The sequence below is a fragment of the Sodalis sp. (in: enterobacteria) genome, from assembly GCF_047607725.1.
Taxonomy (GTDB): Bacteria; Pseudomonadota; Gammaproteobacteria; order Enterobacterales; family Enterobacteriaceae; genus JBLKSS01.
Genome location: NZ_JBLKSS010000010.1, coordinates 16110 through 36438 on the forward strand (window position 1 = coordinate 16110; position 20329 = coordinate 36438).

10 protein-coding genes and 11 pseudogenes are annotated in these 20329 nt (G+C 57.6%); 9 read left to right on the forward strand and 12 right to left on the reverse strand.

What is annotated here, in order from left to right; all coding sequences use genetic code 11:
• Positions 1 to 160: 160 nt before the first annotated feature.
• The 3 genes from ACMX3H_RS01100 to ACMX3H_RS01110 all read left to right on the forward strand — a co-directional run bounded on the left by ACMX3H_RS01100 (position 161) and on the right by ACMX3H_RS01110 (position 3305).
• Positions 161 to 982, forward strand: coding sequence for a pyruvate, water dikinase regulatory protein (locus tag ACMX3H_RS01100; protein ID WP_415209479.1), 822 nt, complete (start codon positions 161 to 163; stop codon positions 980 to 982).
• 104 nt (positions 983 to 1086) lie between these two features.
• Positions 1087 to 2133 carry a 3-deoxy-7-phosphoheptulonate synthase gene (locus ACMX3H_RS01105; protein WP_415209480.1) on the forward strand — a complete coding sequence of 349 codons (1047 nt, stop codon included), beginning with the start codon at positions 1087 to 1089 and terminating at the stop codon, positions 2131 to 2133.
• A 287-nt stretch (positions 2134 to 2420) separates the two neighbouring features.
• Positions 2421 to 3305, forward strand: a complete 885-nt coding sequence (locus tag ACMX3H_RS01110; RefSeq protein WP_415209481.1) for a hypothetical protein — start codon at positions 2421 to 2423, stop codon at positions 3303 to 3305.
• Positions 3306 to 3389: 84 nt separating this feature from the next.
• On the opposite strand, the pseudogene ACMX3H_RS01115 reads toward ACMX3H_RS01110, so the two are convergent.
• Positions 3390 to 3581 (reverse strand): annotated as a pseudogene (locus ACMX3H_RS01115) (hypothetical protein); the annotation flags it as partial.
• Here ACMX3H_RS01115 and ACMX3H_RS01120 point away from each other — a divergent pair.
• From ACMX3H_RS01120 to ACMX3H_RS01130, 3 genes and pseudogenes are all read left to right on the forward strand, one after another.
• Positions 3543 to 4031, forward strand: a pseudogene (locus ACMX3H_RS01120) (IS66 family transposase); the annotation flags it as partial. The pseudogenes ACMX3H_RS01115 and ACMX3H_RS01120 overlap by 39 nt on opposite strands.
• Positions 4032 to 4207: 176 nt before the next feature.
• A complete protein-coding gene (gene artQ / locus ACMX3H_RS01125) occupies positions 4208 to 4924 on the forward strand; it encodes an arginine ABC transporter permease ArtQ (protein ID WP_415209488.1) in 717 nt (238 codons plus the stop codon).
• Positions 4924 to 5133: pseudogene (locus ACMX3H_RS01130) on the forward strand (ABC transporter permease subunit); the annotation flags it as partial. The gene artQ and the pseudogene ACMX3H_RS01130, both read left to right, overlap by 1 nt.
• Before the next feature lie 111 nt (positions 5134 to 5244).
• Here the strand turns inward: ACMX3H_RS01130 and rlmC are convergent.
• The 8 genes and pseudogenes from rlmC to rimK all read right to left on the reverse strand — a co-directional run bounded on the left by rlmC (position 5245) and on the right by rimK (position 13034).
• Positions 5245 to 6305 (reverse strand): annotated as a pseudogene (rlmC, locus tag ACMX3H_RS01135) (23S rRNA (uracil(747)-C(5))-methyltransferase RlmC).
• Between the two features lie 124 nt (positions 6306 to 6429).
• The gene (locus ACMX3H_RS01140; protein ID WP_415209482.1) at positions 6430 to 6720 is read right to left on the reverse strand and encodes a YbjO family protein; all 291 of its coding nucleotides are present in this window, start codon (positions 6718 to 6720) and stop codon (positions 6430 to 6432) included.
• A 70-nt stretch (positions 6721 to 6790) separates the two neighbouring features.
• Positions 6791 to 7635 (reverse strand): annotated as a pseudogene (gene potI / locus ACMX3H_RS01145) (putrescine ABC transporter permease PotI).
• A pseudogene (gene potH / locus ACMX3H_RS01150) lies at positions 7632 to 8597 on the reverse strand (putrescine ABC transporter permease PotH). Before potH ends, potI begins: the two co-directional pseudogenes overlap by 4 nt.
• A 92-nt stretch (positions 8598 to 8689) precedes the next feature.
• Positions 8690 to 9680: pseudogene (locus ACMX3H_RS01155) on the reverse strand (ATP-binding cassette domain-containing protein).
• 126 nt (positions 9681 to 9806) lie between these two features.
• Positions 9807 to 10865 (reverse strand): annotated as a pseudogene (gene potF / locus ACMX3H_RS01160) (spermidine/putrescine ABC transporter substrate-binding protein PotF).
• 554 nt (positions 10866 to 11419) lie between these two features.
• Positions 11420 to 11899, reverse strand: a complete 480-nt coding sequence (locus ACMX3H_RS01165; protein WP_415209483.1) for a YbjN domain-containing protein — start codon at positions 11897 to 11899, stop codon at positions 11420 to 11422.
• Positions 11900 to 12143: 244 nt separating this feature from the next.
• Positions 12144 to 13034, reverse strand: a complete 891-nt coding sequence (rimK, locus tag ACMX3H_RS01170) for a 30S ribosomal protein S6--L-glutamate ligase (RefSeq protein WP_415209484.1) — start codon at positions 13032 to 13034, stop codon at positions 12144 to 12146.
• A gap of 273 nt (positions 13035 to 13307) precedes the next feature.
• Between rimK and ACMX3H_RS01175 the strand changes: the two genes are divergently transcribed.
• Positions 13308 to 13574, forward strand: coding sequence for a GrxA family glutaredoxin (locus tag ACMX3H_RS01175; RefSeq protein ID WP_415209485.1), 267 nt, complete (start codon positions 13308 to 13310; stop codon positions 13572 to 13574).
• Here the strand turns inward: ACMX3H_RS01175 and ACMX3H_RS01180 are convergent.
• Positions 13538 to 14005, reverse strand: a complete 468-nt coding sequence (locus ACMX3H_RS01180) for an inner membrane protein YbjM (protein ID WP_415209486.1) — start codon at positions 14003 to 14005, stop codon at positions 13538 to 13540. The two genes, ACMX3H_RS01175 and ACMX3H_RS01180, sit on opposite strands and share 37 nt — an antisense overlap.
• A 1692-nt stretch (positions 14006 to 15697) precedes the next feature.
• Here ACMX3H_RS01180 and ACMX3H_RS01185 point away from each other — a divergent pair.
• Entirely contained in the window at positions 15698 to 16981 is a 1284-nt protein-coding gene (locus ACMX3H_RS01185; RefSeq protein ID WP_415209487.1) for an HAAAP family serine/threonine permease, read from the forward strand.
• Positions 16982 to 17119: 138 nt separating this feature from the next.
• On the opposite strand, the pseudogene ACMX3H_RS01190 reads toward ACMX3H_RS01185, so the two are convergent.
• Positions 17120 to 18314: pseudogene (locus tag ACMX3H_RS01190) on the reverse strand (serine hydrolase).
• A 532-nt stretch (positions 18315 to 18846) separates the two neighbouring features.
• Here ACMX3H_RS01190 and ACMX3H_RS01195 point away from each other — a divergent pair.
• Positions 18847 to 19475: pseudogene (locus ACMX3H_RS01195) on the forward strand (glutathione S-transferase).
• A gap of 14 nt (positions 19476 to 19489) precedes the next feature.
• Here the strand turns inward: ACMX3H_RS01195 and ACMX3H_RS01200 are convergent.
• Positions 19490 to 20074: pseudogene (locus tag ACMX3H_RS01200) on the reverse strand (PQQ-dependent sugar dehydrogenase); the annotation flags it as partial.
• Positions 20075 to 20329 lie beyond the last annotated feature (255 nt).

A 20329-nucleotide genomic window follows, 5' to 3' on the forward strand; every position in this document is an offset into this window, starting at 1 on the left:
TTTTTAAATATGGGCACGAACATCGTGTCGCTATCGTGACGACAGACGACAGGCGGGAAGCTTACTTTGAGGTTAGCATAATCCGCCGTGCGCTCGCCCAATATGAATCGTGCCAGCGCCCAAATTAAGACTAAGCCACATTCCGGCAAGGGAGCCGTCGATGGAAAGAAGCGTATTTTTTATTTCTGATGGGACCGCTATCACCGCCGAGGTGGTGGGGCACTCGGTTTTGTCGCAATTCCCCCTGACGACCACCCTCTACACCCTGCCGTTCGTTGAGAGCGAAACCCGTGCCCGCGCGGTGCACGAGCAGATTAACGCCCTGCATCAGCAAAGCGGCGTTCGTCCGCTGGTGTTCTATTCTATTGTTACCCCGGCGGTACGGCACATTATCGAAGAGAGCGCCGGCTTTTGTCAGGATGTGGTGCAGGCGTTGGTAGGGCCGCTGCAGCAGGAATTGGGCATCGCGCCGGATCCGGTGGCGCACCGGACCCACGGCCTGACCGCCACCAATTTAAGCAAATACGATGCCCGCATCGCCGCCATCGATTATACCCTGGCCCATGATGACGGTATTTCGCTGCGCAATCTGGATCAGGCGCAAATTATTTTGCTCGGGGTATCGCGCTGCGGTAAGACGCCCACCAGTCTGTATTTGGCGATGCAATACGGCATTCACGCCGCCAATTATCCGTTTATCGCCGACGATATGGATAATCTCTCGCTGCCTGCGGCGTTGAAGTCGCATCACGCCAAACTGTTCGGCCTGACCATTGATCCCGAGCGGCTGGCGGCCATTCGCGATGAGCGCCTGAGCGACAGCCGCTACGCCTCGCTGCGGCAGTGCCGTATGGAAATTAATGAGGTGGAGTCCTTGTTTCGCAATAACAATATCCGCTATCTCAACTCCACCAACCATTCCGTGGAGGAAATTGCGGCGAAGATAATGGATGTGCTGGGGATGAGTCGGCGAATGTATTAGCAAATTTTGCCGGGCAAGGTTGAATTCAGCGCCGGTTGGGGTATCGTGAGCATCATCGCTTCCCGGTAACTCCACCGCGGTGAGTCCCCATTTTAGAGATAAGCATGCAAAAGACAGATGAATTGCGCACGCGGCGCATCGATCGATTGGTTGCCCCCGCCGCGCTGGCCGCCGCCTTGCCGGTAAGTGCAGCGATGGCCGAAAATGTGCTGCGGGTGCGTCAGCGTATTGAACGTATTCTCCATGGCGAGGATCCCCGCCTGCTGGTGATTATCGGCCCCTGTTCCATTCACGATACCGATGCGGCGCTGGAGTATGCGCGCCTGCTGAATCCGCTGCGAGTAAAATACCAGGACCGCCTGGAAATCGTCATGCGCACCTATTTTGAAAAACCGCGCACCGTCGTGGGCTGGAAAGGGTTAATCGCCGATCCCGGATTGGACGGTAGCTTTCGGGTAAATGACGGGTTGGAGGTCGCCCGGCGGCTTTTGCTGGCTGTTAACGAATTGGGCCTGCCGACGGCGACAGAGTTCCTGGATATGGTCACCGGCCAGTATATTGCCGATCTGATAAGTTGGGGGGCGATTGGCGCGCGCACGACCGAAAGCCAGATTCATCGCGAGATGGCGTCGTCGCTCTCTTGTCCGGTCGGGTTCAAAAACGGCACAGACAGCAATATTCAAATCGCCATCGACGCCATTCGCGCCGCCCGCGCGTCTCATTTGTTTCTGTCGCCGGACAAGCAGGGCCAGATGACAATTTATCAAACCGGCGGCAACCCGTATGGGCACATTATTATGCGCGGCGGCAAAGTCCCGAACTACCAGCCGCAGGCTATCGACGATGCCTGCGTGCAGCTGGCGTCGTTCGGGCTGCCGGCGCATTTGCTGGTGGATTTCAGCCACGGTAATAGCCAAAAGCAGTATTTACGTCAGTTGGATGTCGCGCACGCTGTCTGCCAACCGTTGCGCGACGGCAGCCGTCAGGTGGTGGGCATAATGGCCGAGAGCAATCTGGTGGCGGGCAATCAGAGCTTGGGTGCCGATACGCCTCTCGTCTATGGCCAATCCATTACCGACGCCTGTCTGGGCTGGGAAGACAGCGAGCGCCTGCTGGCAATGTTAAGCGACGCGGTGGATTGCCGCTTCTAGGTTTCAGCCGCCTAGGTCGGCCGGCGGCGCTATGGTGACGCCGCCTTTGCAAGCCCGGCGCCCTGATCCGTTCAGGTTTCCCCTTACCAGGTTACGCGTCCCTTTCATGCCTCGCCACGCCCTCTCCCACGTCGTCGGCACACGACCATCACGCCCTCATTTCAGCATGAATAACCCCTATTTTTTTAAGGGAAAACACGCGTAAACTGAATGTCGTCACCATCCGCAGGCTTTCTCACCGGCGTTCCCCGGACAAGCGTTGTCGCTTCACTTCCACGAGGTTTTTCATGCCAACCAGCCTTTCCTATGGCGTTACGCTGAACGCGCTAACCGTTCCCCATCTGGTGCCGCCTCCCCCTGTCACCTCGGCGCTGGCGCAGCGGCTAGTAGGGGTGCAGGCGATGCCGCTGACGCTGCCTCCCGTGGCCTGCCGCGGTCTGATCCCCCCCGCCACGGGTAAACATATCAAGACCGTCACGCTCGGCATTACCGGTATCCCAAGCCGCGATTTGCGCCATTTCCGCGTGGACATTCAGCACCAAAGCTACCCGCCCGGCGATTGTATGAGCCACTGCCTTTATCAACTTAAGCAGCGGCGGTTGTTGTTTTATACGCACATGACCAACGACCGGGAGTCGGCCAACCTGCTGTGCCTTTTCGCTAACAACAACGACGGATCTCACGCTATCTTATCTGCTAAGAAAAGTTACCCGCCGCAAATTCATTCGACTTATCGGCTGGATGGCGCGCTTTCCTTTCGCGGGGATGTGATTTTTTTTACCGTGATGCAAAAAGTGGGCGACGGCCGACGGCAGCCGGTGTTCACCCTCACCCGCACCGCCGACAACGCTCTGGTGGCCCAAACGTCGGGACAGCAATCCTCGGCGTCTGCCATCGCTCATCGGGTGAGCCTGTCGCAGCTGGGTTTCCAGAAACATCAATTTCTGCGCTTGAAGATCACGCTGGTGCGCGACAACCTGCGCACGACGATTTCAGTGCAGTGGGAGGAGGCGCAGCGCCGCCTGGATCTGTTTTGCCTGACGCTGTTGCCGGCGCTGAACGGTTCCCGATACGAATCCCGTTTCGGTATCCTGACGATGGAACGCGCGGAGGGAGGGGATGCCTGGATGCTTATCCGCCACTATAGCGAAAAACACCGCCGGCTAAAATGAGCGGCGAAAGCCGCTGGCACCGCGCGGGCCGATGCCGACACCGCGAGGATGCGCCCGCCGAGGCGGGCCTTTAGCCAAGTGCCGTTAGCTGGAGCAGGAGACGGCCAGATGGCGTCCCCAGTCGGGGGGCGGCGGCGCCAAATCATCCTGGTCGGGGTCGTCGCGGTAGGGATCGCGCAAGGCCTGATGCAGCCGCGCCAGTTCGCGAATATCCCCCTTTTCCGCGCCCATGATCGCCTGCTGGGCCAGGTAGTTGCACAGCACAATGCGCGGGTTGAGCCCTCACCGCTGTATCGCCAGTCGGAAATCTTCGCCCGCCAGGGCGTCACACTGAGCCGGGTCACGATGGCCGGCTGGGTGGGGTTATGCGGCAACCTGCTGGCGCCGTTGGCCGACGCGGTATGCGACTATGTGATGTCGACGGGTAAAGTCCACGTCGACGACACGCCGGTGGACGTGCTGCAACCGGGCAAAGGCAAGCCTAAAACCGGCTGGCTATGGGTCTATGTGCGTGACGACCGGAATGCCGGTTCGACACTGCCGCCCGCAGTGTGGTTCGCTTACAGCCCGAACCGCAAGGGTGTTCATCCGCAAACGCATCTGGCCGGGTTCAGCGGCCTGTTGCAGGCGGATGCGTACGCGGGCTTCAATCCACTGTATGAAGAAGGCCATATCCGCGAGGTCGGCTGCATGGCCCACGCCCGGCGTAAAATCCATGATATCCATTGCGCCATCCGTCAACAAAATCAAAGAGCTCCTGCCGTGGAACCCTACCATCCCTGCTGAATAACTGTCAATACGATGCTGGGCGTACGCTTACCAATCAGGCGCTGGACAAGGTTAAGCAGGACGGTATCTATCAGACCCTGTATCAGAAATGGTTTAAGCAATAAGTTACTTTGATGACGGAACTCTACCCCATCGCCACCGCCGCGGGGACGACCCTTGGCCTGGCGCTGTGCGCGCTGGTCATTGGTCTGCTATTGGCCATGGGCTTTGCCGCGCTGGAATCGGCGCGCTGGCGATGGCTCGCTTTGAGTGGTACCGCACTGGTCACGTTGCTGCGCGGTCTGCCGGAAATCCTGGTGGTGTTGTTTATTTACTTCGGCGCCTCGCAGCTGCTGGTGACGCTGGCGGATGGCGTTACCTTGTCTTTGGGGTCATTGCGTATTTCCCTCGCGCTTCCCATCGACAACTTCGATGTCAGCCCTTTTCTCTGCGGCGTCATCGCGCTGGCGCTGCTGTACGCCGCCTACGCCTCGCAGACCCTGCGCGGCGCGTTGAAAGCCATTGCGCAGGGTCAGTGGGAGTCGGGGCAGGCGCTGGGCATGAGTAACGGCGCGACGTTTTTTCGGGTGATCCTGCCGCAAATGTGGCGCCACGCCCTGCCCGGCCTGGGAAATCAGTGGCTGGTGCTGTTAAAGGACACGGCGCTGGTGTCGCTGATTAGCGTTAACGACCTGATGCTGCAGACCAAAAGTATCGTCAGCTTTACGCAACAGCCGTTTACCTGGTATCTGCTGGCGGCGGGGGTCTACCTAGTGATTACGCTGTTCAGCCAGGCCGTTTTGCGCGCCTGCGAACGGCGCGCCACGCGTTTTGACAAGAGGGCATCCTGATGGCCGGTTATTTGCTGGCGCTGCTGCCCGGCTTACCGCTCAGCCTGTCGCTGACGGCGGCAGCGGTGCTGGTGGCGCTGTTGCTGGCGCTGCTGTTTACCCTGATCCTCACTCTGCGTACGCCCGTGCTTTCGCCGCTGGTGACGGGGTATATCACGCTGTTTACCGGTACGCCGCTGCTGGTGCAGATTTTCCTTATCTATTATGGACGTAAGCGCCGTAACTGATCCCGCGGCGGCCGGCGCTGCGCGCGCGCTTGCCGCACCGCAGCAAGAGTGTACGGGCGTGGCTCCTCTGAACACTAGCGGGCCGGCGTGAACTTAGCCTGCCGCAACCGGCGTTGGTGCGCAGCGCTCCAGCAGCACCAGCGTTTCATAATGGGCGGTATGAGGAAACATATCGAATAGCCGGACGCGGCGCACCTGGTAGTCATCCAGCTCGCCGAGATCCCGTATAAGCGGCGCGGCCTGGCAGCTGGAGTACAGGATCCAGCGCGGCGCCGTGGCGCTAAGCCAGGCGCACAGGTCATGACCGATGCCGCGCAGCGCCGGATTGACCAGCACCAAATCCGGCGCCTCGCCGTTTTGTACGGCAAAACGGGTGGAATCCAGCGCCTGAAACGATATCTGCTCCAACCCCAACTGACGTGCCGACTGGCGCGCGCTGGCGATCGCGCCTCCGCGCTGATTTCAATGCCGGTCAGCCGCATGCCGGGACGGCAGGGTGCAAACCGAAGCCGCCGCCGCCGCAAAACAGGTCCCAAAGCCGGGTCACCGGTAGCGGGGCGACCCAATCGCGGGCGGTGGCGTACAGGCCGGCGGCCACCTGCGGGTTGGTCTGGAAGAAGCTCTTCGGCCGAATATACAGCGGCACCTCGTTAAGCCGTTCCTCCAGCGCACAGTCCGGCGTCAGCACGATTTCCCGCTCCCCTTCGAGGACCGCCATCGGTACCGGCTGCAGGTTGACCGAGATGACCCGCAGCTGCGGCAACCGCGCCTGCAGCCAGGGCAAGGCCGCGCGTAGCTGCGCCAGCTTGGCCTCGGAGCGCAGCATCATCGCGCCATCAAGCCGGCTCTCCGTTAACAGCAGGAATTTTAATTCGCCGCGCCGACGCGCCACGTGATAGGGCGTCAGCCCCGCGCGCGGGATAAACTGTTTCAGAACGGCGAACACCGGCGCGAAGCTGGCCGGATACAGCGGACAGATCCACCCCGCCATAGGCATCGGCAATGCCCAGCAGCGGCCGCTCAACGCTGCCGCTCACCACCATTTTGGCTTTATTGCGCATCCCCTGCGGCGCAGAGCCCATAGCCTGCTGCCAACAATCGGCGGGCACGGCGGGCAACAGCGCGATAATCAGCAGATCCGGCAATTTCAGCATCAATACCTCATAGCTGATTTGCCCGGCGGTGTCGCCCGGCAGCATAAACATTTCCGGATAAAACCCCCCGCCAAGTGGCGAAAAACAGGTAGAGGGTGTTTAGAATCTGGCAGCCTAAATAATACTAGCGGGTCCAGGGCACGGCGCGCATGACACCAAAGCCGCAGCGGATTTCGATAAATACCATGGTCAGGCTGGCCAGGAAGAGTCCGGTCAGATCCCAAGCGCGGCTGTTGTTGTTGACAAAACTGTGCATCCCATTGACGCCAAACGCATTAAACAGCACCACCACGTCCAGACAATGAATGGTAATTAGCGCGATTCCGGCTATCATCACCGCCACCGGCGCGCCGATCGGCCCCCGAACCCGGGGACGGGCGCCAACGGTAGTGCTGTTTCTCAGTATCTCCGACATCACCTCTCTCCTTCACGCTCGCGCCGTTTGTCGCTGGCGCACTCCCTAAGATTAGCAGCGATTCCGTTTATCAGCCACGCGCGGCGCGCTGACGATCGCGCTGATGCTGTTTTTCCTTCCGGGACATCAGCCACCAGGCGATAAGGCTTATCACGCCCACCACCGCCAGGATGAGCGTTGCCAAGGCATTAATCTCCGGATTGACCCCCATGCGCACGCTGGAGAAAACTAGCATCGGCAGCGTAGTGGAGCCGGGACCGGCGACGAAACTGGCGATAACCAAATCGTCAAGGGACAGGGTAAACGCCAGGAGCCAGCCGGAGATGCTGGCCGGGGCGATCATCGGCAGCGTAATGATGAAAAACACTTTCACCGGGGTCGCGCCCAAATCCATCGCCGCTTCTTCAATCGACTGATCCAGCTCGCACAGGCGCGAGTTCACCACCACCGCCACATACGCGGTGCAAAAGGTGACATGCGCCAGCCAGATAGTAAACATACCGCGCTCGGCGGGCCAGCCTATCGCGTGCCCCAGTGCCACAAACAGCAGCAGCAGGGACAGACCGGTTATCACGTCCGGCATCACCAGCGGCGCGGTCAGCATAAAGGCAAACCCGCCGGCGCCACGAAAGCGGCCGAAGCGGACGATCACCACCGCCGCCAGGGTCCCCAGCACCGCCGCCATGGTGGCCGTCGACGCCGCCAGGGTCATACTTAGCGTCACGGCGTTAATCATCGCGTCGTCATGCACCAGCACGTGGTAGCACTGGGTGGACCAGCCGGCCCAGACCGTGACCAGCCGCGAGCTGTTGAAGGAATAAATCACCAGCATCAGCATCGGCGCGTAGAGAAAGGTGTAGCCCACCAGCAAGATCACGATACGCCAGGGCGAACGGACATCGGTAACTGATTCATCGCTGATCCCCCATGGCTTTGTTCTGATGTTTATGGAACCACATGATAAGCGCTATCAGCAGCACCAGCATCACCACCGCCACCGCCACCGCCACCGCCACCGCCACCGCCACCGCCACCGCCACCGCCACCGCCACCGCCACCGCCACCGCCACCGCCACCGCCACCGCCGAGGCTACCGGCCAATCGCGGTTATTGAAGAACTCCTGCCACAAAATCCGTCCAATCATGATACTGTCGGGCCCGCCGAGCAGCTCGGGGATTACATATTCCCCCACCGCCGGAATGAAGACCAGCATCGAACCGGCGATAATGCCGCCTTTGGTGAGCGGCACAATGACCTGGAAAAAGCTTTTCAGCGGCCGCGCGCCCAGATCCAGCGAAGCTTCCACCAGCGAATAATCCAGTCGGGTCAGCGCGGTATAGATAGGCAGGATCATAAAGGGTAAATAGGCGTACACCACGCCGATATACACCGCCAGGTTGGTGTGCAAAATGACCAGCGGCTCGTCGATAACCCCAAGCCACATCAACACATTATTCAGCACACCGTTATTTTTCAAAATGTCCATCCAGGCATATACCCGAATCAGAAACGACGTCTAGGACGGCAAAATCACCAGCAGCAGCAAAATATTACGGGTCGATGCCCGGCTGTGCGCCACCGCCCAAGCCATGGGATAGCCCAACAGCAGGCAAAAGAAGGTCGATACCGCCACGACCTGAAGGGATTGCAGATAGGCTTCGATGTAGAGCGGATCGTCCAGCAGCTGCATGAAATTGGCGAGATTAAGCGAAACGGTCAGCGTGCCGTCCAGCCAGGTAACCAGATCGGTATAGGGCGGAATGGCGCGCGCCATTTCGGCCAGGCTGATTTTAAAGACAATCAAAAACGGCAGCATAAACAGCAGCAGCAGCCACAGGTACGGCAGGAGAATCACCGCCTTGCGGCCGTGGGCCATCTGCAAGCGCGTCAACAGGCCAGGGATCACCACGCGCCGCGCGCCATCGGTCGGCGATTTAGGGTTGGCGTTGGACATACATTTCCCCTCCCCTATACGGTAAGCACAATACAGCTGTCCGCGTCCCAGCACAGGTTTACCTGGTCGCCCCAGGTGGGCGCGCCCTTGCGGTAACGGTGGGCATTGGTCAGCTGGGCGCTGATAATCTGCCCACTGTTAAGGCGGACGTGGTAAATGGACAAATCCCCCAAGTAGGCGATATTGATAACTTCCCCGACGGCGAAGTTGCAGCCGTCCGCCGGCGCGCCCTCGCACAACATGATTTTTTCCGGCAGCAGCGCCACGAGAACCGGCACGCCATCCACCACCGAGACATCGGTATTCACCCGCAGCGGAGATAGCAGCCCCGGGCTTTGCAATATCAGCGCGTTGTCGGAACGCGCTTTAAGCAACCCCTCGTACATATTTACCGAGCCGATGAATTCGGCGCTGAACTGGCTGTTTGGATGTTCATAAATTTCCTCCGGCTCGCCGATTTGCACAAACTTGCCGCGGTTCATGATGGCGATACGGCCCGCCATGGTCATCGCTTCTTCCTGATCGTGAGTGACCATGGCGCCGGCCGCCGGACAGCTGATGGGGTTTGCGCGCCGTGTATTCCTGCATATACACCATCGCCAGCATCTCATCCACCCGCGGTTTAATTTCCGCGCGCGGCAGCTTGTCCTGTTTCAGGCCGAAGGCGATATTTTGCTCCACCGTCATGTGGGGGAACAGTGCATAGGACTAGAACATCATATTGATGGGTCGTTGATAGGGCGGCGTATGGGAGAGGTCCTGGCCATAGAGGACAATGGCGCCGTGGGTCGGAGTCTCGAAACCCGCCAGCATCCGCAACAAAGTGGATTTGCCGCAGCCGGAAGCCCCCAACAGGGAGAACATTTCCCCTTTATAGATAGTCAGACTGACATCATCCACCGCCATCTGCCCGTCAAAGCTCTTGGTCAGATTGCGGATTTCCAGCAAAGGCGTCACCATTTTGCGGGTGCTGTTGGATGGCGGACGGGGTATAGCATCGTTCACTAACATCACTCTCCGGTATCGGCGGGGGCAGCGGACCGGCTCGGCCGGCGCATTGCCGCGAACAAAGCATAACAGGCGGGGGTGAGCCGCCTGTCGGTTAAGGTAAGCGTAGCGTAATTCGCCGGGTTATTTGCCGCTTTTTACTTTCGTCCAGGAACGGGTAATTACACGGTCGATTTTCGGCGGCTGCACTTTCAACGTAAACAGCTTGGCGCGCACCTCCGCCGGCGGGTAAATACCTGGGTTGTCACGCACTTCCGGGTTCACCAGCGCCGTGGCCGCCTTATTGCCGTTAGCGTAGAAAATCTGATTACTGGCGTCGACAATGACCTGCGGCTCCAGTAGATAGTTAATAACTGGTAGGCTTCATCGAGATTTTTGGCGTCCGCCGGGATGGCCAGCACGTCAAAGAACTCCAGCGCCCCCTCTTTCGGAATCGAATAGGCGATATTGACGCCGTTTTTCGCTTCCTTGGCCCGGTTGGCGGCCTGCATAACATCGCCTGCCCAGCCGATGGCGACGCAAATATCTCCGTTGGCCAGGTCGTTAATGTACTGCGAGGAGTGGAAGTAGCGAATGCTCGGGCGCAGTTTCAGCAGCAAATCGGTGGCCGGCCCGGTGTAATCGGCAGCACTGTCGCTGTTGGGATCTTTACCCAAGTAGTTAAGCACCGTCGCGTAAATCTCGGAAGGTGCGTCGAGGAACGAGACGCCGCAACTTTTCAGCTTCTCCAGGTTTTCCTGCTTGAGCACCAGGTCCCAGCTGTTAACCGGCGCATCTTTGCCCAGCACCGCCTTCACCTTGTCGACGTTATAGCCGATGCCGGTGGTAGCCCACATGTAGGGAACGGCATATTTATTATCGGGATCGTGGCGGCTGATGAGCTTGAGCAGCTCCGGGTCGAGGTTTTTGTAATTGGGCAGTTTGCTCTTATCCAGAGGCTGGAATACCCCGGCCGACAGCTTGGCGCTCCAGGAAACTGGCGGAGGGCACGACGATATCGAAGCCGGTGCTGCCGGCCATGAGTTTCCCTTCCAACACCTCATTGGAATCGAAAACGTCATAAACCACCTTGATGCCGGTTTTCTTTTCAAAATCAGGCACCGTATTCGGCCCGATATAGTCCGACCAGTTATACACGTGCAGCGTTTTCTGCTCCGCGAACGCAGACGCGGAAACGGCCATCAGTTAGCCGGCAATCGCACCGGTAAGCCATGTTTGACGTTGGGTGAACATCCGTTACTTCCTCCCTAAAACCTTCATCTAAAGGCGGCGTTAATGTCGCTGCCCCGATCCCGCTGATTGGCAATAAGCGCGATCCCGGCATTCAAGGGTGGCCCGTGCGGTAAACCCGCCCCACAACGGCCGGTTTCTTGCGCGAGACAGCGCCGCGGTTGCACGCGGTAACCTCCCGCGTCAGGCGCCCGCAGAGCCGATCGCCAGCATTCGGCGTAAAAAACGATTTTAAATGATTAATTATGCATTTCTCCGCATTTTCGGGCGTGTCCGACCGGCGAAAGGCAAATAAAATAGCGAATAATAACCCTTATGCAGTATAAAGGCATACAGCGCTAGCGATTGGCAGGATAACACCTTGGCGGTGGCGGCGTGGCCATGGGCCAGGAGGCGGGCCGGGCATCGCCGGTGAGGATGCGGCGATGCAAGACGCGGCAGATGTGGCGATCGGCCTGAACGCGGTAAATCAGGACGCATGCCGGGCGCTGCGGCAAAGAGGCGGCTTAATGAATCACCGGCGTTGAAGGGGCATGGGCGTCGGTGTCGTCCTCTTCGCCCATAAATAACAGATCGTTGGCGCGCGCCTCCATAATCAGCATGGAAATCTGCTCCTCCGCCTGCTGCATAAAGTGGCGAAACTGGTCGAGGGTCACCCCGGCGGCGCTGACCAGGGCCTGGCAGGCCACAAGTTTGGGCAGGTTATCGTCCTGAATATCGATGAACGCTTTCACCGTCAGCGAACTGGCGTTGATCTGGCTCAAATCCCCCACCAGTGCGATAAGGGCCGTCGGCCGTACCTCCGCCATGGCGGAAAACAAGATGACATTGTCAACCAGATCGACCTTGGCATCAAAAATGCCGTCGAAATTTTGCATATGTGGCAAGTGCAACGCCTGGCAAGAGTCACATTCATAGAATGACAAATTCAGCTTCTCCAGCCAGCGCCTCAGGATATCCAGATCCGGTACGACAAGTGAATCCATATAAGGCCAACCTCTTCTCTAGTATGAAACGGGGCATAGCTTACGGAATAATAAATAGTAGCGCTATGGTCAAATGCAGCAATTTCACCTTCCCTTACCCGAGATTGGCGACGACGCGGCAAATCCGGCCGCCGCTGACGGCGTTGGCCGGGGAACAAGCGATTGATTTTTAAGCAATCCCAAGGCAAGCAGCGCCGCCACCGCCCCGCGCGCCGGTTTTATCCGAAAAACAGGTTATTTTAGCTTACCGGCAGGGTCGAGCGGCGAGACGGGCTTCAATAAAGGCGATCATCAGGGTGGCGATATCGAGATCGCTCGCGGTTTCTATGCCTTCCAGTCCCGGTGACGCATTCACCTCCATGATCAACGGCCCCCGCTTTGCGCGCAGGATATCCACGCCGGCGATGTTCAGACCCAGCGTCGTCGCCGCGCGGATCGCCATCGCCCGCTCCGCCTCGCTGATGATAACCGGCCGCGCGCTGCCGCCGCGATACAGATTGGAACGAAAATCGCCCGCTTTGGCCTGGCGCTCAATCGCCGCCACGACTTTATCGCCTATCACCAGGCAGCGGACATCACGCCCATCGGCTTCGGAGACAAATTCCTGCACCATAAACTGCGCTTTCAGGCCGTGAAACGCGTCGATGAGGCTTTCCGCCGCCTGTCGGGTCTCCGCCAGCACCACGCCTATCCCCTGCGTCCCCTCCACCAGTTTGACCACCAGCGGCGCGCCCCCCACCATCGTTATCAAATCGCCGGTATCGTCTGGGGAGTCAGCAAAGCCGGCAATTGGCAGGTCAATGCCCTGGCGCGCCAGCAGCTGAAGCGAGTGCAGTTTGTCGCGTGAGCGAGTGATGGTGGCGGATTCGTTCAGGGCATAGCTGCCCAGCATCTCGAACTGGCGTAGCACCGCGGTGCCGTAAAAGGTCGTCAAGGGACCGATACACGGAATTACGGCATCGTAATACTTAAGCCGCCGGCCGCGATAATGAATCGAAGGGGCCGCGCTATTGATATTCATATAACAGGAAAGCGGATCGATAATGTCGACCTTATGGCCTCTGGCCTGAGCGGCTTCGCGCAGCCGGCGGCAGGAGAAGAGGGTCCCATCGCGGGAGAGAATGGCTAGTTTCACACTTTATCCAGCCAAAATATCTCGTTGGCGACATCATAATCCCCCCGCCGGCGGGGGTCGAGAAAAGATTCGGGCGGCGCCTGGGGCAGCCTCAGAGCAGCGTTGCGCAAGCGGCTCACGCCCCGTTGGCGCCCAAGATTGGCTACGGCCATGAAAGCGAGAGGTAATTTCTGCTTTTTTTTACCCGTCGGGGCAGGCATAGTGAATCGTGGCAAAATAGCAGCGCGCGCCGCGCTTGCCGTTTCGATATTCGTTCATGTAAGAGGAGTGGTTATGTTTGCAGTCATTTTCGGGCGTCCGGGTTATCCTTATTGTGTACGCGCTAAAACGTTGGCTGAAAAACTGACCGTGGAACGGGATGACTTCACCTACCGTTATGTTGATATCCACGCCGAAGGCATCTCCAAGGCCGATCTGTCCAAAACCGTCGGCAAACTGGTGGAAACGGTGCCGCAAATTTTTGTCGATCAGATTCATATTGGCGGCTGCACCGATTTTGAAGCCTATGCCAAGGAAAATCTGAGCCTGTACCCGTCCTGACGCCGGCTACCGCCCGCCTGCGGGTGCTTTGGCCCGGTGGGACGTCGCCGCCACGCCGTGGTTGCATCCGGCGCTTTAATGCGCCGGATGGTGCATCGCATTCCGGCGAAGCAGCAGCCCAGCGCGCCAAAACCGCACCAAAACACGGCGCTCAGCAGATAGGTCAGTTGATGCCACAGGCTGTAGCCGGTCGTGACGCAGATATTGAACAGCAGCCAACAGAACGCCGCGGCCAGCGACGGGTAAACCAGCTTATTGTTGCCCGCCAGCAGCGCGCCGAGAATACCGGGCAGGATAAACAGCAGCAGGCCGAATTGCCCGCCGTGGCCGTCTCCGGCCAAGGACACCAGAGCGGTTTTTTGACTGATAAAAATAAGCACAAAAACCAGCGAGCTGACCGCAATGCCTGTGTTATACCGATGAATCGCCATGGTTACCTCCCTCATAGATACCCGCCACGATGGCGGCAATAATGCCCGTTTCCCGGTGTAAAAAAGCAAGCGCCCCCGGGTGTACTGGGGCAGAAATCCCGGCAGACGGCCGTTAAGCCCGTCTGACTTTTGGTATTCATGTGCCTATGTGCGCGTCGCAGCATGTAACGTCGCGGGAGGTCAGGCAAGCCTGGCCGCCGGTGAAATTGGTCAAGTAAATTTAACGGTTAACTTCAACTATATCAAGGCGTTGCAGGTAAAATATCGGTTACACATTCCGGTGCGTCAGGTCATATTTTTGTTACGGCGCGCTGCGAAAGTGTTAGTGATTTGTTGCCGGGCGCGGGCGTCAATCGCGGTGATGACAGCGCATCATCCTGCCAACACGATAAAAGGATTGAACTTTTCGCCCATTAACCCGACGGCCCAGCGCCATCAACGCCTGCGCTATTTTTTCCGGCGACGCCGTCTGGGGTTATTTACTGGTTAACAGACTGTCATCGGTTCTGAGGGACTTTCGCGCCGGTGAGCGCAATTTTCGGAAATTTTCTTAATACATTGGCGGTCAACCGAGACAGGATAATAAGCGCGCGGGGCAAGGTGAGATCCCATCGCGGTACGGCCATAACCGCCAATCAGGTTAAGTCACCTTCTGTAAGCAAGGAGTGCGGCAGCCGCCAGACGCCGTGGAGGCGAAGTTCCGTAAGCGTCGGCCTCTGAGCGGGTTATGCCGATAGCGGCCGGGCCGCTAGGGCGACGTGGGTCTGGTGAGATTTCCGCTGACAGGCTTAGGGCGATGGCGGCCGGTTTAAGGGGACGATGATGGCCGGACCAGGACCGCCGACACGCTGGCGGCTTTATGGAGAGTAAAAAATTATTTCTCGCGGCGGCAGAACTTTTGCCTCGCCTCCCGGTCCTACTTTATGCCACTGCTTTTCTTTGATGTCCCCATTTTGAGGAGCCCGAGCGTCCCGCCTACTAGGGTTCAAGACGCTCGGGTTTTTTATTTTGCTTCGCCCCTATCCTTTTTATCACCCTCGCCGCCGCTAATCCCTTGGCCGCAATATCGGTTTGCGTTACAACGATAGAGACGCCGTCGCCAGCAAAATGCGCCAAACGGTAGCGTCACAGGGGCAAATCCATCAATTACGACCCCGTACGGGGTTTTATCGACAAAACAAAGCAACCCATTCCATGCGCTATTGCACTTCTTGCGCAATTTATCATCACAACTTGGGTGTAATTCCATCACGTGATATATTTCCCGGAATAACGTCCCGTTATGATCATTATTTAATCACCCTTCCCGACACGTAAATTTTACATGTAACGCACGCAATTAACAAAAAATAACCTAGAGAAGAGAAAGAGAGAACTAAATTTTAACCTATTGAAATATAATCACTACCTTTAAACCTTTATATCATGAACGCCAATGCATCCGCTCATTAATTGACTCACGCCAGAGAATATTATGCCATAATCGGTTATTGCAATTAAATATTCGACCGGCGTCAAAAAAAATGGCATTAACGCTGGAAGTGACAAATAAACACATTATTATTCCCCCGAAGATTTTCGATAAATCCACGACGGATAATTGAACCACCTCAATATAATTATTCAAAACAGAGTAACGGCAGCGGCTAGCATTTATTGCCCATCAGCCTTTGCGTTTTATTCGGAGAATTTATGGACATAACAAAAGCTTCCCCCGCGCGGGCTATCCCGTCCGACGCGGCCTGGCGCAAAACCGATACGGTATGGATGTTGGGACTTTATGGCACGGCTATCGGCGCCGGCGTTTTGTTCCTGCCCATCAATGCGGGTATCGGCGGGCTGCTGCCGCTGCTTATCATGGCGCTTATCGCTTTTCCCATGACCTTTTTCGCCCACCGGGGCATGACGCGGTTCGTGCTATCGGGCAACGGTAAATGCAACGACATTACCGATGTGGTGAAGGAGCATTTCGGTAACCGCATGGGTAACCTTATTACGCTGCTGTATTTCTTCGCCATCTATCCGATCCTGCTGGTCTACAGTGTCGCCATCACCAATACCGTCGAGAGTTTCATCGTGCATCAGCTCGGCTACAGCGCGCCGCCGCGGGCTTTGCTGGCGTTGCTGTTGATAGTGGGGCTGATGATGATTATCTGGCTCGGCAAGGACATTATCGTTAAGTCGATGAGCGTGCTGGTGTTCCCTTTCGTCGCGGTGCTGGTGTTTTTGTCGTTCTATTTAATCCCGTACTGGAGCGGCGCGATATTCCATGCGCCGCTGGTGCAGCCGCAGGCCGACGGCGGCGGGCTGCTTAGCACCCTGTGGCTAGCGGTGCCGGTCATGGTGTTTTCGTTTAATCATTCCCCTATCATCTCGTCATTTGCCATGTCCAAACGCGAAGAATATGGCGTGGGGGCCGAATCGAAATGCTCCCGCATCCTGGCCTGTAGCCATGTGATGATGGTGCTGACCGTGATGTTTTTCGTTTTTAGCTGCGCTTTAAGCCTTTCGCCGGAAAACATGCAGGAGGCTAAAGAGCAAAATATTTCCATGCTGTCCTATCTAGCCAACCATTTTGATAATCCTTTTATCGCCTCGCTGGGGCCGATTATCGCTTTTGTCGCCATCGCCAAATCCTTTCTGGGGCACTATCTCGGCGCCAGTGAAGGGTTTAGCGGACTGGTGACCTCGGCCTTGCGCGCCCGCGGCAAGGAAATTTCCGCTGGCGCAATGGGCAAGGTAACCGCCGTATTCATGCTCTTGACCGCTTGGCTGGTCGCCACCATCAACCCGAGCATTCTCGGGATGATTGAAACCTTGGGCGGCCCGGTTATCGCCATGCTGCTGTTCTTAATGCCGATGTACGCTATTAACAAAGTGCCCGCCATGGCGCGCTATCGTGGATTGGCGAGCAATTATTTCGTTTGGGCGATTGGGCTCGGCGCGCTGACCGCGACCATCTATAAGCTCATGTGAGGCGTTCCGCCGGCGATGTCTGTTCGGGGTGGCAACACTGTCCGACGGCAAAACGCCGGCCATATCAGCCGACGGGCGCTAACGGTGAGCGCCCGCGGCGGTGCCGGCGCGGGCAGACCGCACCGGCCCTGGCGGGGTTTAGCTAAACAAACCGTGGATCTTCAATAGGATCCAGTCCCACAGCGTGCGGAAAATGCCGCCTTTCTTCACCTCCTCCATCACCACCAGCGGGCGCTGCTCAATGACATTGCCATCCAGACTGAAATTGATGGTGCCCACCACCTGATCCTTGGCCAGCGGCGCTTCCAGATGCGGGGAGGCCAGCGTGAAGGACACCTTCAGGTTTTTCAATTGCCCTTTCGGCAAGGTAATCGCCCGCATCCTGCGCGACGCCCAAATTCACCTGACTGCGATCGCCAAACCACACCCGCTGCTGGGTAAACGGGCGGTCTTTCGGAATAGGAATCACGGTTTCATAAAACCGGAATGCCCAGGTCAGCAACTTCTCACTTTCGCGAAAGCGAATGCCATCGGTCGGGGCGCCCAGCACCACGGAAATGAGCCGTATGCCGTTATCGGTAGCCGACGCCACCAGATTGTGACCGGCGCCGCTGGTATAACCGGTTTTCACGCCGTCGACGGCCAGATTACCGCTCCACAACAGACGATTACGGTTAGGCTGTTTGATTTTGTTGTAGGTGAACTCTTTCTCTTTGTGCAGCGCGTAGTCGTCCGGCGCATTGCGAATAAGCACCTGGCTGAGAATGGCCATGTCCCGCGCGGTGCTGTACTGCCCTTTCGCATCGAGGCCGTGTACCGCCAGAAAATGGGTGTTCTTCAGCCCCAGCGCCGCGGCGTACTGATTCATCAGGCTGACAAACGCGTCCTGGCTGCCGGCACCGTGGTCCGCCAGCGCGATGCTGGCGTCATTGCCGGACTGGATAACAATCCCTTTATTGAGATCATCGACCGTTACCTGTTCGCCCGGTTTCAGGAACATCAGCGACGAGCCGCGCAGAACCGGATTGCCGGTGGCCCAGGCGTCTTTACCGATCGTCACTTTGTCCGCCGGATGAATTTTGCCGGCCTTCATCGCCTGCCCGATGACATAGCTGGACATGATTTTGGTGAGGCTCGCGGGGTCAAGGCGCTGATCGGCATTGGCTTCCGCCAGCACCTTGCCGCTTTGGTAATCCATCAGGATATACGCGCGGGCGTTGATTTCTGGCGCGGCAGGCGGAGCCTCAGCGGCGTGGACGGCGGGGATGGCGAGGACCAGTAAGGTGCCCAAAGCGAGGGCATAACGTTGAGTGCTGAAAACAGGTTTCATCATGACGAGGCCAGAGTATCCATTCAATAAGAGTCACCGCGTGTAATCCGATGGCGGATGTTGCGCGCATGGCCGGCGAGGGGCCGCGCGCATGTCTATATCATGTTCTAGCAAATCTACTCTAATCGAAACCGTTTAACTTTGCCGCATTGGCGCGCGTCTATCAGCCCTTTTATTGTCAATTTTTTCAGCGCCCGCGCAGCGCAGGGGAAAAAAATACCTTTCGGCACGGGCAATTGATTTAACGCCGCTAATACGTCACAGTAGAATAATTATTAACAAATAACTTTATTTTAAATCAAATAGATTTCAAATATACATAATCAGTCAAGCCGGTGGCATCCCCGCGCCGGACGAGACATCGTCACCTGCGTAGCGTCCAAGAGCCCGCCCGCGCCGTCTGCACTGTTTACTGGCTATTGGCGCGCGGCCGTCGGCGCCGCGGCTTGGGCAGGGTGCATTGCTGAACGCTGCCCACCCACCGCTATGGCCGATAGGAAAAGCGTAACAATCATCATTTCGCTGTGGAGGCGTTATGTTAACGATTTGGGGTCGTGAGAATTCGGTCAACGTCAAAAAGGTACTCTGGTGCGCGGCGGAGCTGCAGCTGGTGTTTAATTTTATTCCGGCGGGGGGCCAATACGGTAAAAATCAGGATGCGCCCTTCTTGTCGCTGAATCCCAACGTGCTGGTTCCCTGCCTGCAGGATGATGAATACGATTTAGTCGTGTGGGAATCCAATACCATTGTACGCTACCTTGCCGCTCGTTACGGTCAGGATGTCTGGCTGCTAAGCGATGCCGCGGAGCGGGCGCGCAATGAAAAATGGATGGACTGGACGTTGTCTTTACTGGCCCCCGCGCGCTGCAGCCGCTGTTTGTCAGCCTGGTGCACACACCCGCTAAACGGCGCGACCCGGAGGCCATCGAGCGCGGTATCGCGGCCTGTGAGAAGCTGTTCGCCATCGCCGACGGCGCGCTGGAGAAGCAGCCGTGGTTCGCTGGCGACGCCTTCGGCATTGGCGATATTCCTCTCGGGTGCCTGGCCTATAACTGGTTCAATCTGGCCACCGAGCGGCAACCCCGCCCACGGCTGGAGGCCTGGTATCAGGCGTTGTGCGAGCGAACGGCCTATAAACAGCGGGTCATGCTGCCGCTCAGTTGAAGCCGACGCGCGGTTTAGTCCTCCTCCAGGCCCACCCGCAACAGCTTACCGTTGCGATCATCGGTCAGCACATAGAGGTAACCGTCGGGGCCGGGGTGGATACGCTCGGCGCGATCCGTTAGCAAGCGCTGCTCCGACACCACATCATTTCCCTTCAGGCTTAGGCGCAACAGCGCCTTGGTTTTTAGCGCGCCGATGAACAGCGAATGGCGCCTGGCGGGAAAGCGCTCGCTTTGATAAAACGCCATTCCGCTTACCGCCGGTGAATGTTGCCAGAACCAGACCGGCTGATCGGTTCCCTCGACGATGTCGCCGCGCGCCTCGGGGATCTTCAACCCGGAATAATTGATGCCATAAGTGGCGATCGGCCAGCCGTAATTGGCGCCTTTATGCAGGATGTTAATTTCGTCACCGCCGCGCGGGCCGTGTTCATTTTCCCACATATCGCCGGTCCAGGGATTCATGGCCAGCCCTTGCGGGTTGCGGTGGCCGTAGGTCCAGATTTCCGGCCGCGCGTTTTCCTGATGCACAAACGGATTATCCTCCGGCACGTCGCCGTTGGTGTGCAGGCGCACCACTTTGCCCTGATGCTTGCTAAGTGCAGATTCCGACGTATCCGATCATCTGTTCCGGCGACATCCGATCAGTTATTCCGATATTTTCCGATCACCCATTCCAGGTAAGCGCCCCGTGGAGGACGTCTTGAATTATTGGTGGGTTTGTTGTACGAGACAGTAAACCTACGTTACACGCTTATGCTCATTGCATTTTCACATTGTATTGATTTTAATAACTTTTATTTCCATCCCGGTTTGAGTGATATGAAATTAGTGGTTCTGAAGTTTGTGATAGTG

What these genes read in the sequence shown, in the direction of transcription:
- artQ (WP_415209488.1), top strand. Translation starts at nt 4,208, where the DNA reads ATGACGGAACTCTACCCCATCGCCACCGCCGCGGGGACGACCCTTGGC.
- ACMX3H_RS01180 (WP_415209486.1), bottom strand. Translation starts at nt 14,005, where the DNA reads ATGGCGATTCATCGGTATAACACAGGCATTGCGGTCAGCTCGCTGGTT.
- ACMX3H_RS01110 (WP_415209481.1), top strand. Translation starts at nt 2,421, where the DNA reads ATGCCAACCAGCCTTTCCTATGGCGTTACGCTGAACGCGCTAACCGTT.
- ACMX3H_RS01140 (WP_415209482.1), bottom strand. Translation starts at nt 6,720, where the DNA reads ATGTCGGAGATACTGAGAAACAGCACTACCGTTGGCGCCCGTCCCCGG.
- ACMX3H_RS01100 (WP_415209479.1), top strand. Translation starts at nt 161, where the DNA reads ATGGAAAGAAGCGTATTTTTTATTTCTGATGGGACCGCTATCACCGCC.
- ACMX3H_RS01165 (WP_415209483.1), bottom strand. Translation starts at nt 11,899, where the DNA reads ATGGATTCACTTGTCGTACCGGATCTGGATATCCTGAGGCGCTGGCTG.
- ACMX3H_RS01105 (WP_415209480.1), top strand. Translation starts at nt 1,087, where the DNA reads ATGCAAAAGACAGATGAATTGCGCACGCGGCGCATCGATCGATTGGTT.
- ACMX3H_RS01185 (WP_415209487.1), top strand. Translation starts at nt 15,698, where the DNA reads ATGGACATAACAAAAGCTTCCCCCGCGCGGGCTATCCCGTCCGACGCG.
- ACMX3H_RS01175 (WP_415209485.1), top strand. Translation starts at nt 13,308, where the DNA reads ATGTTTGCAGTCATTTTCGGGCGTCCGGGTTATCCTTATTGTGTACGC.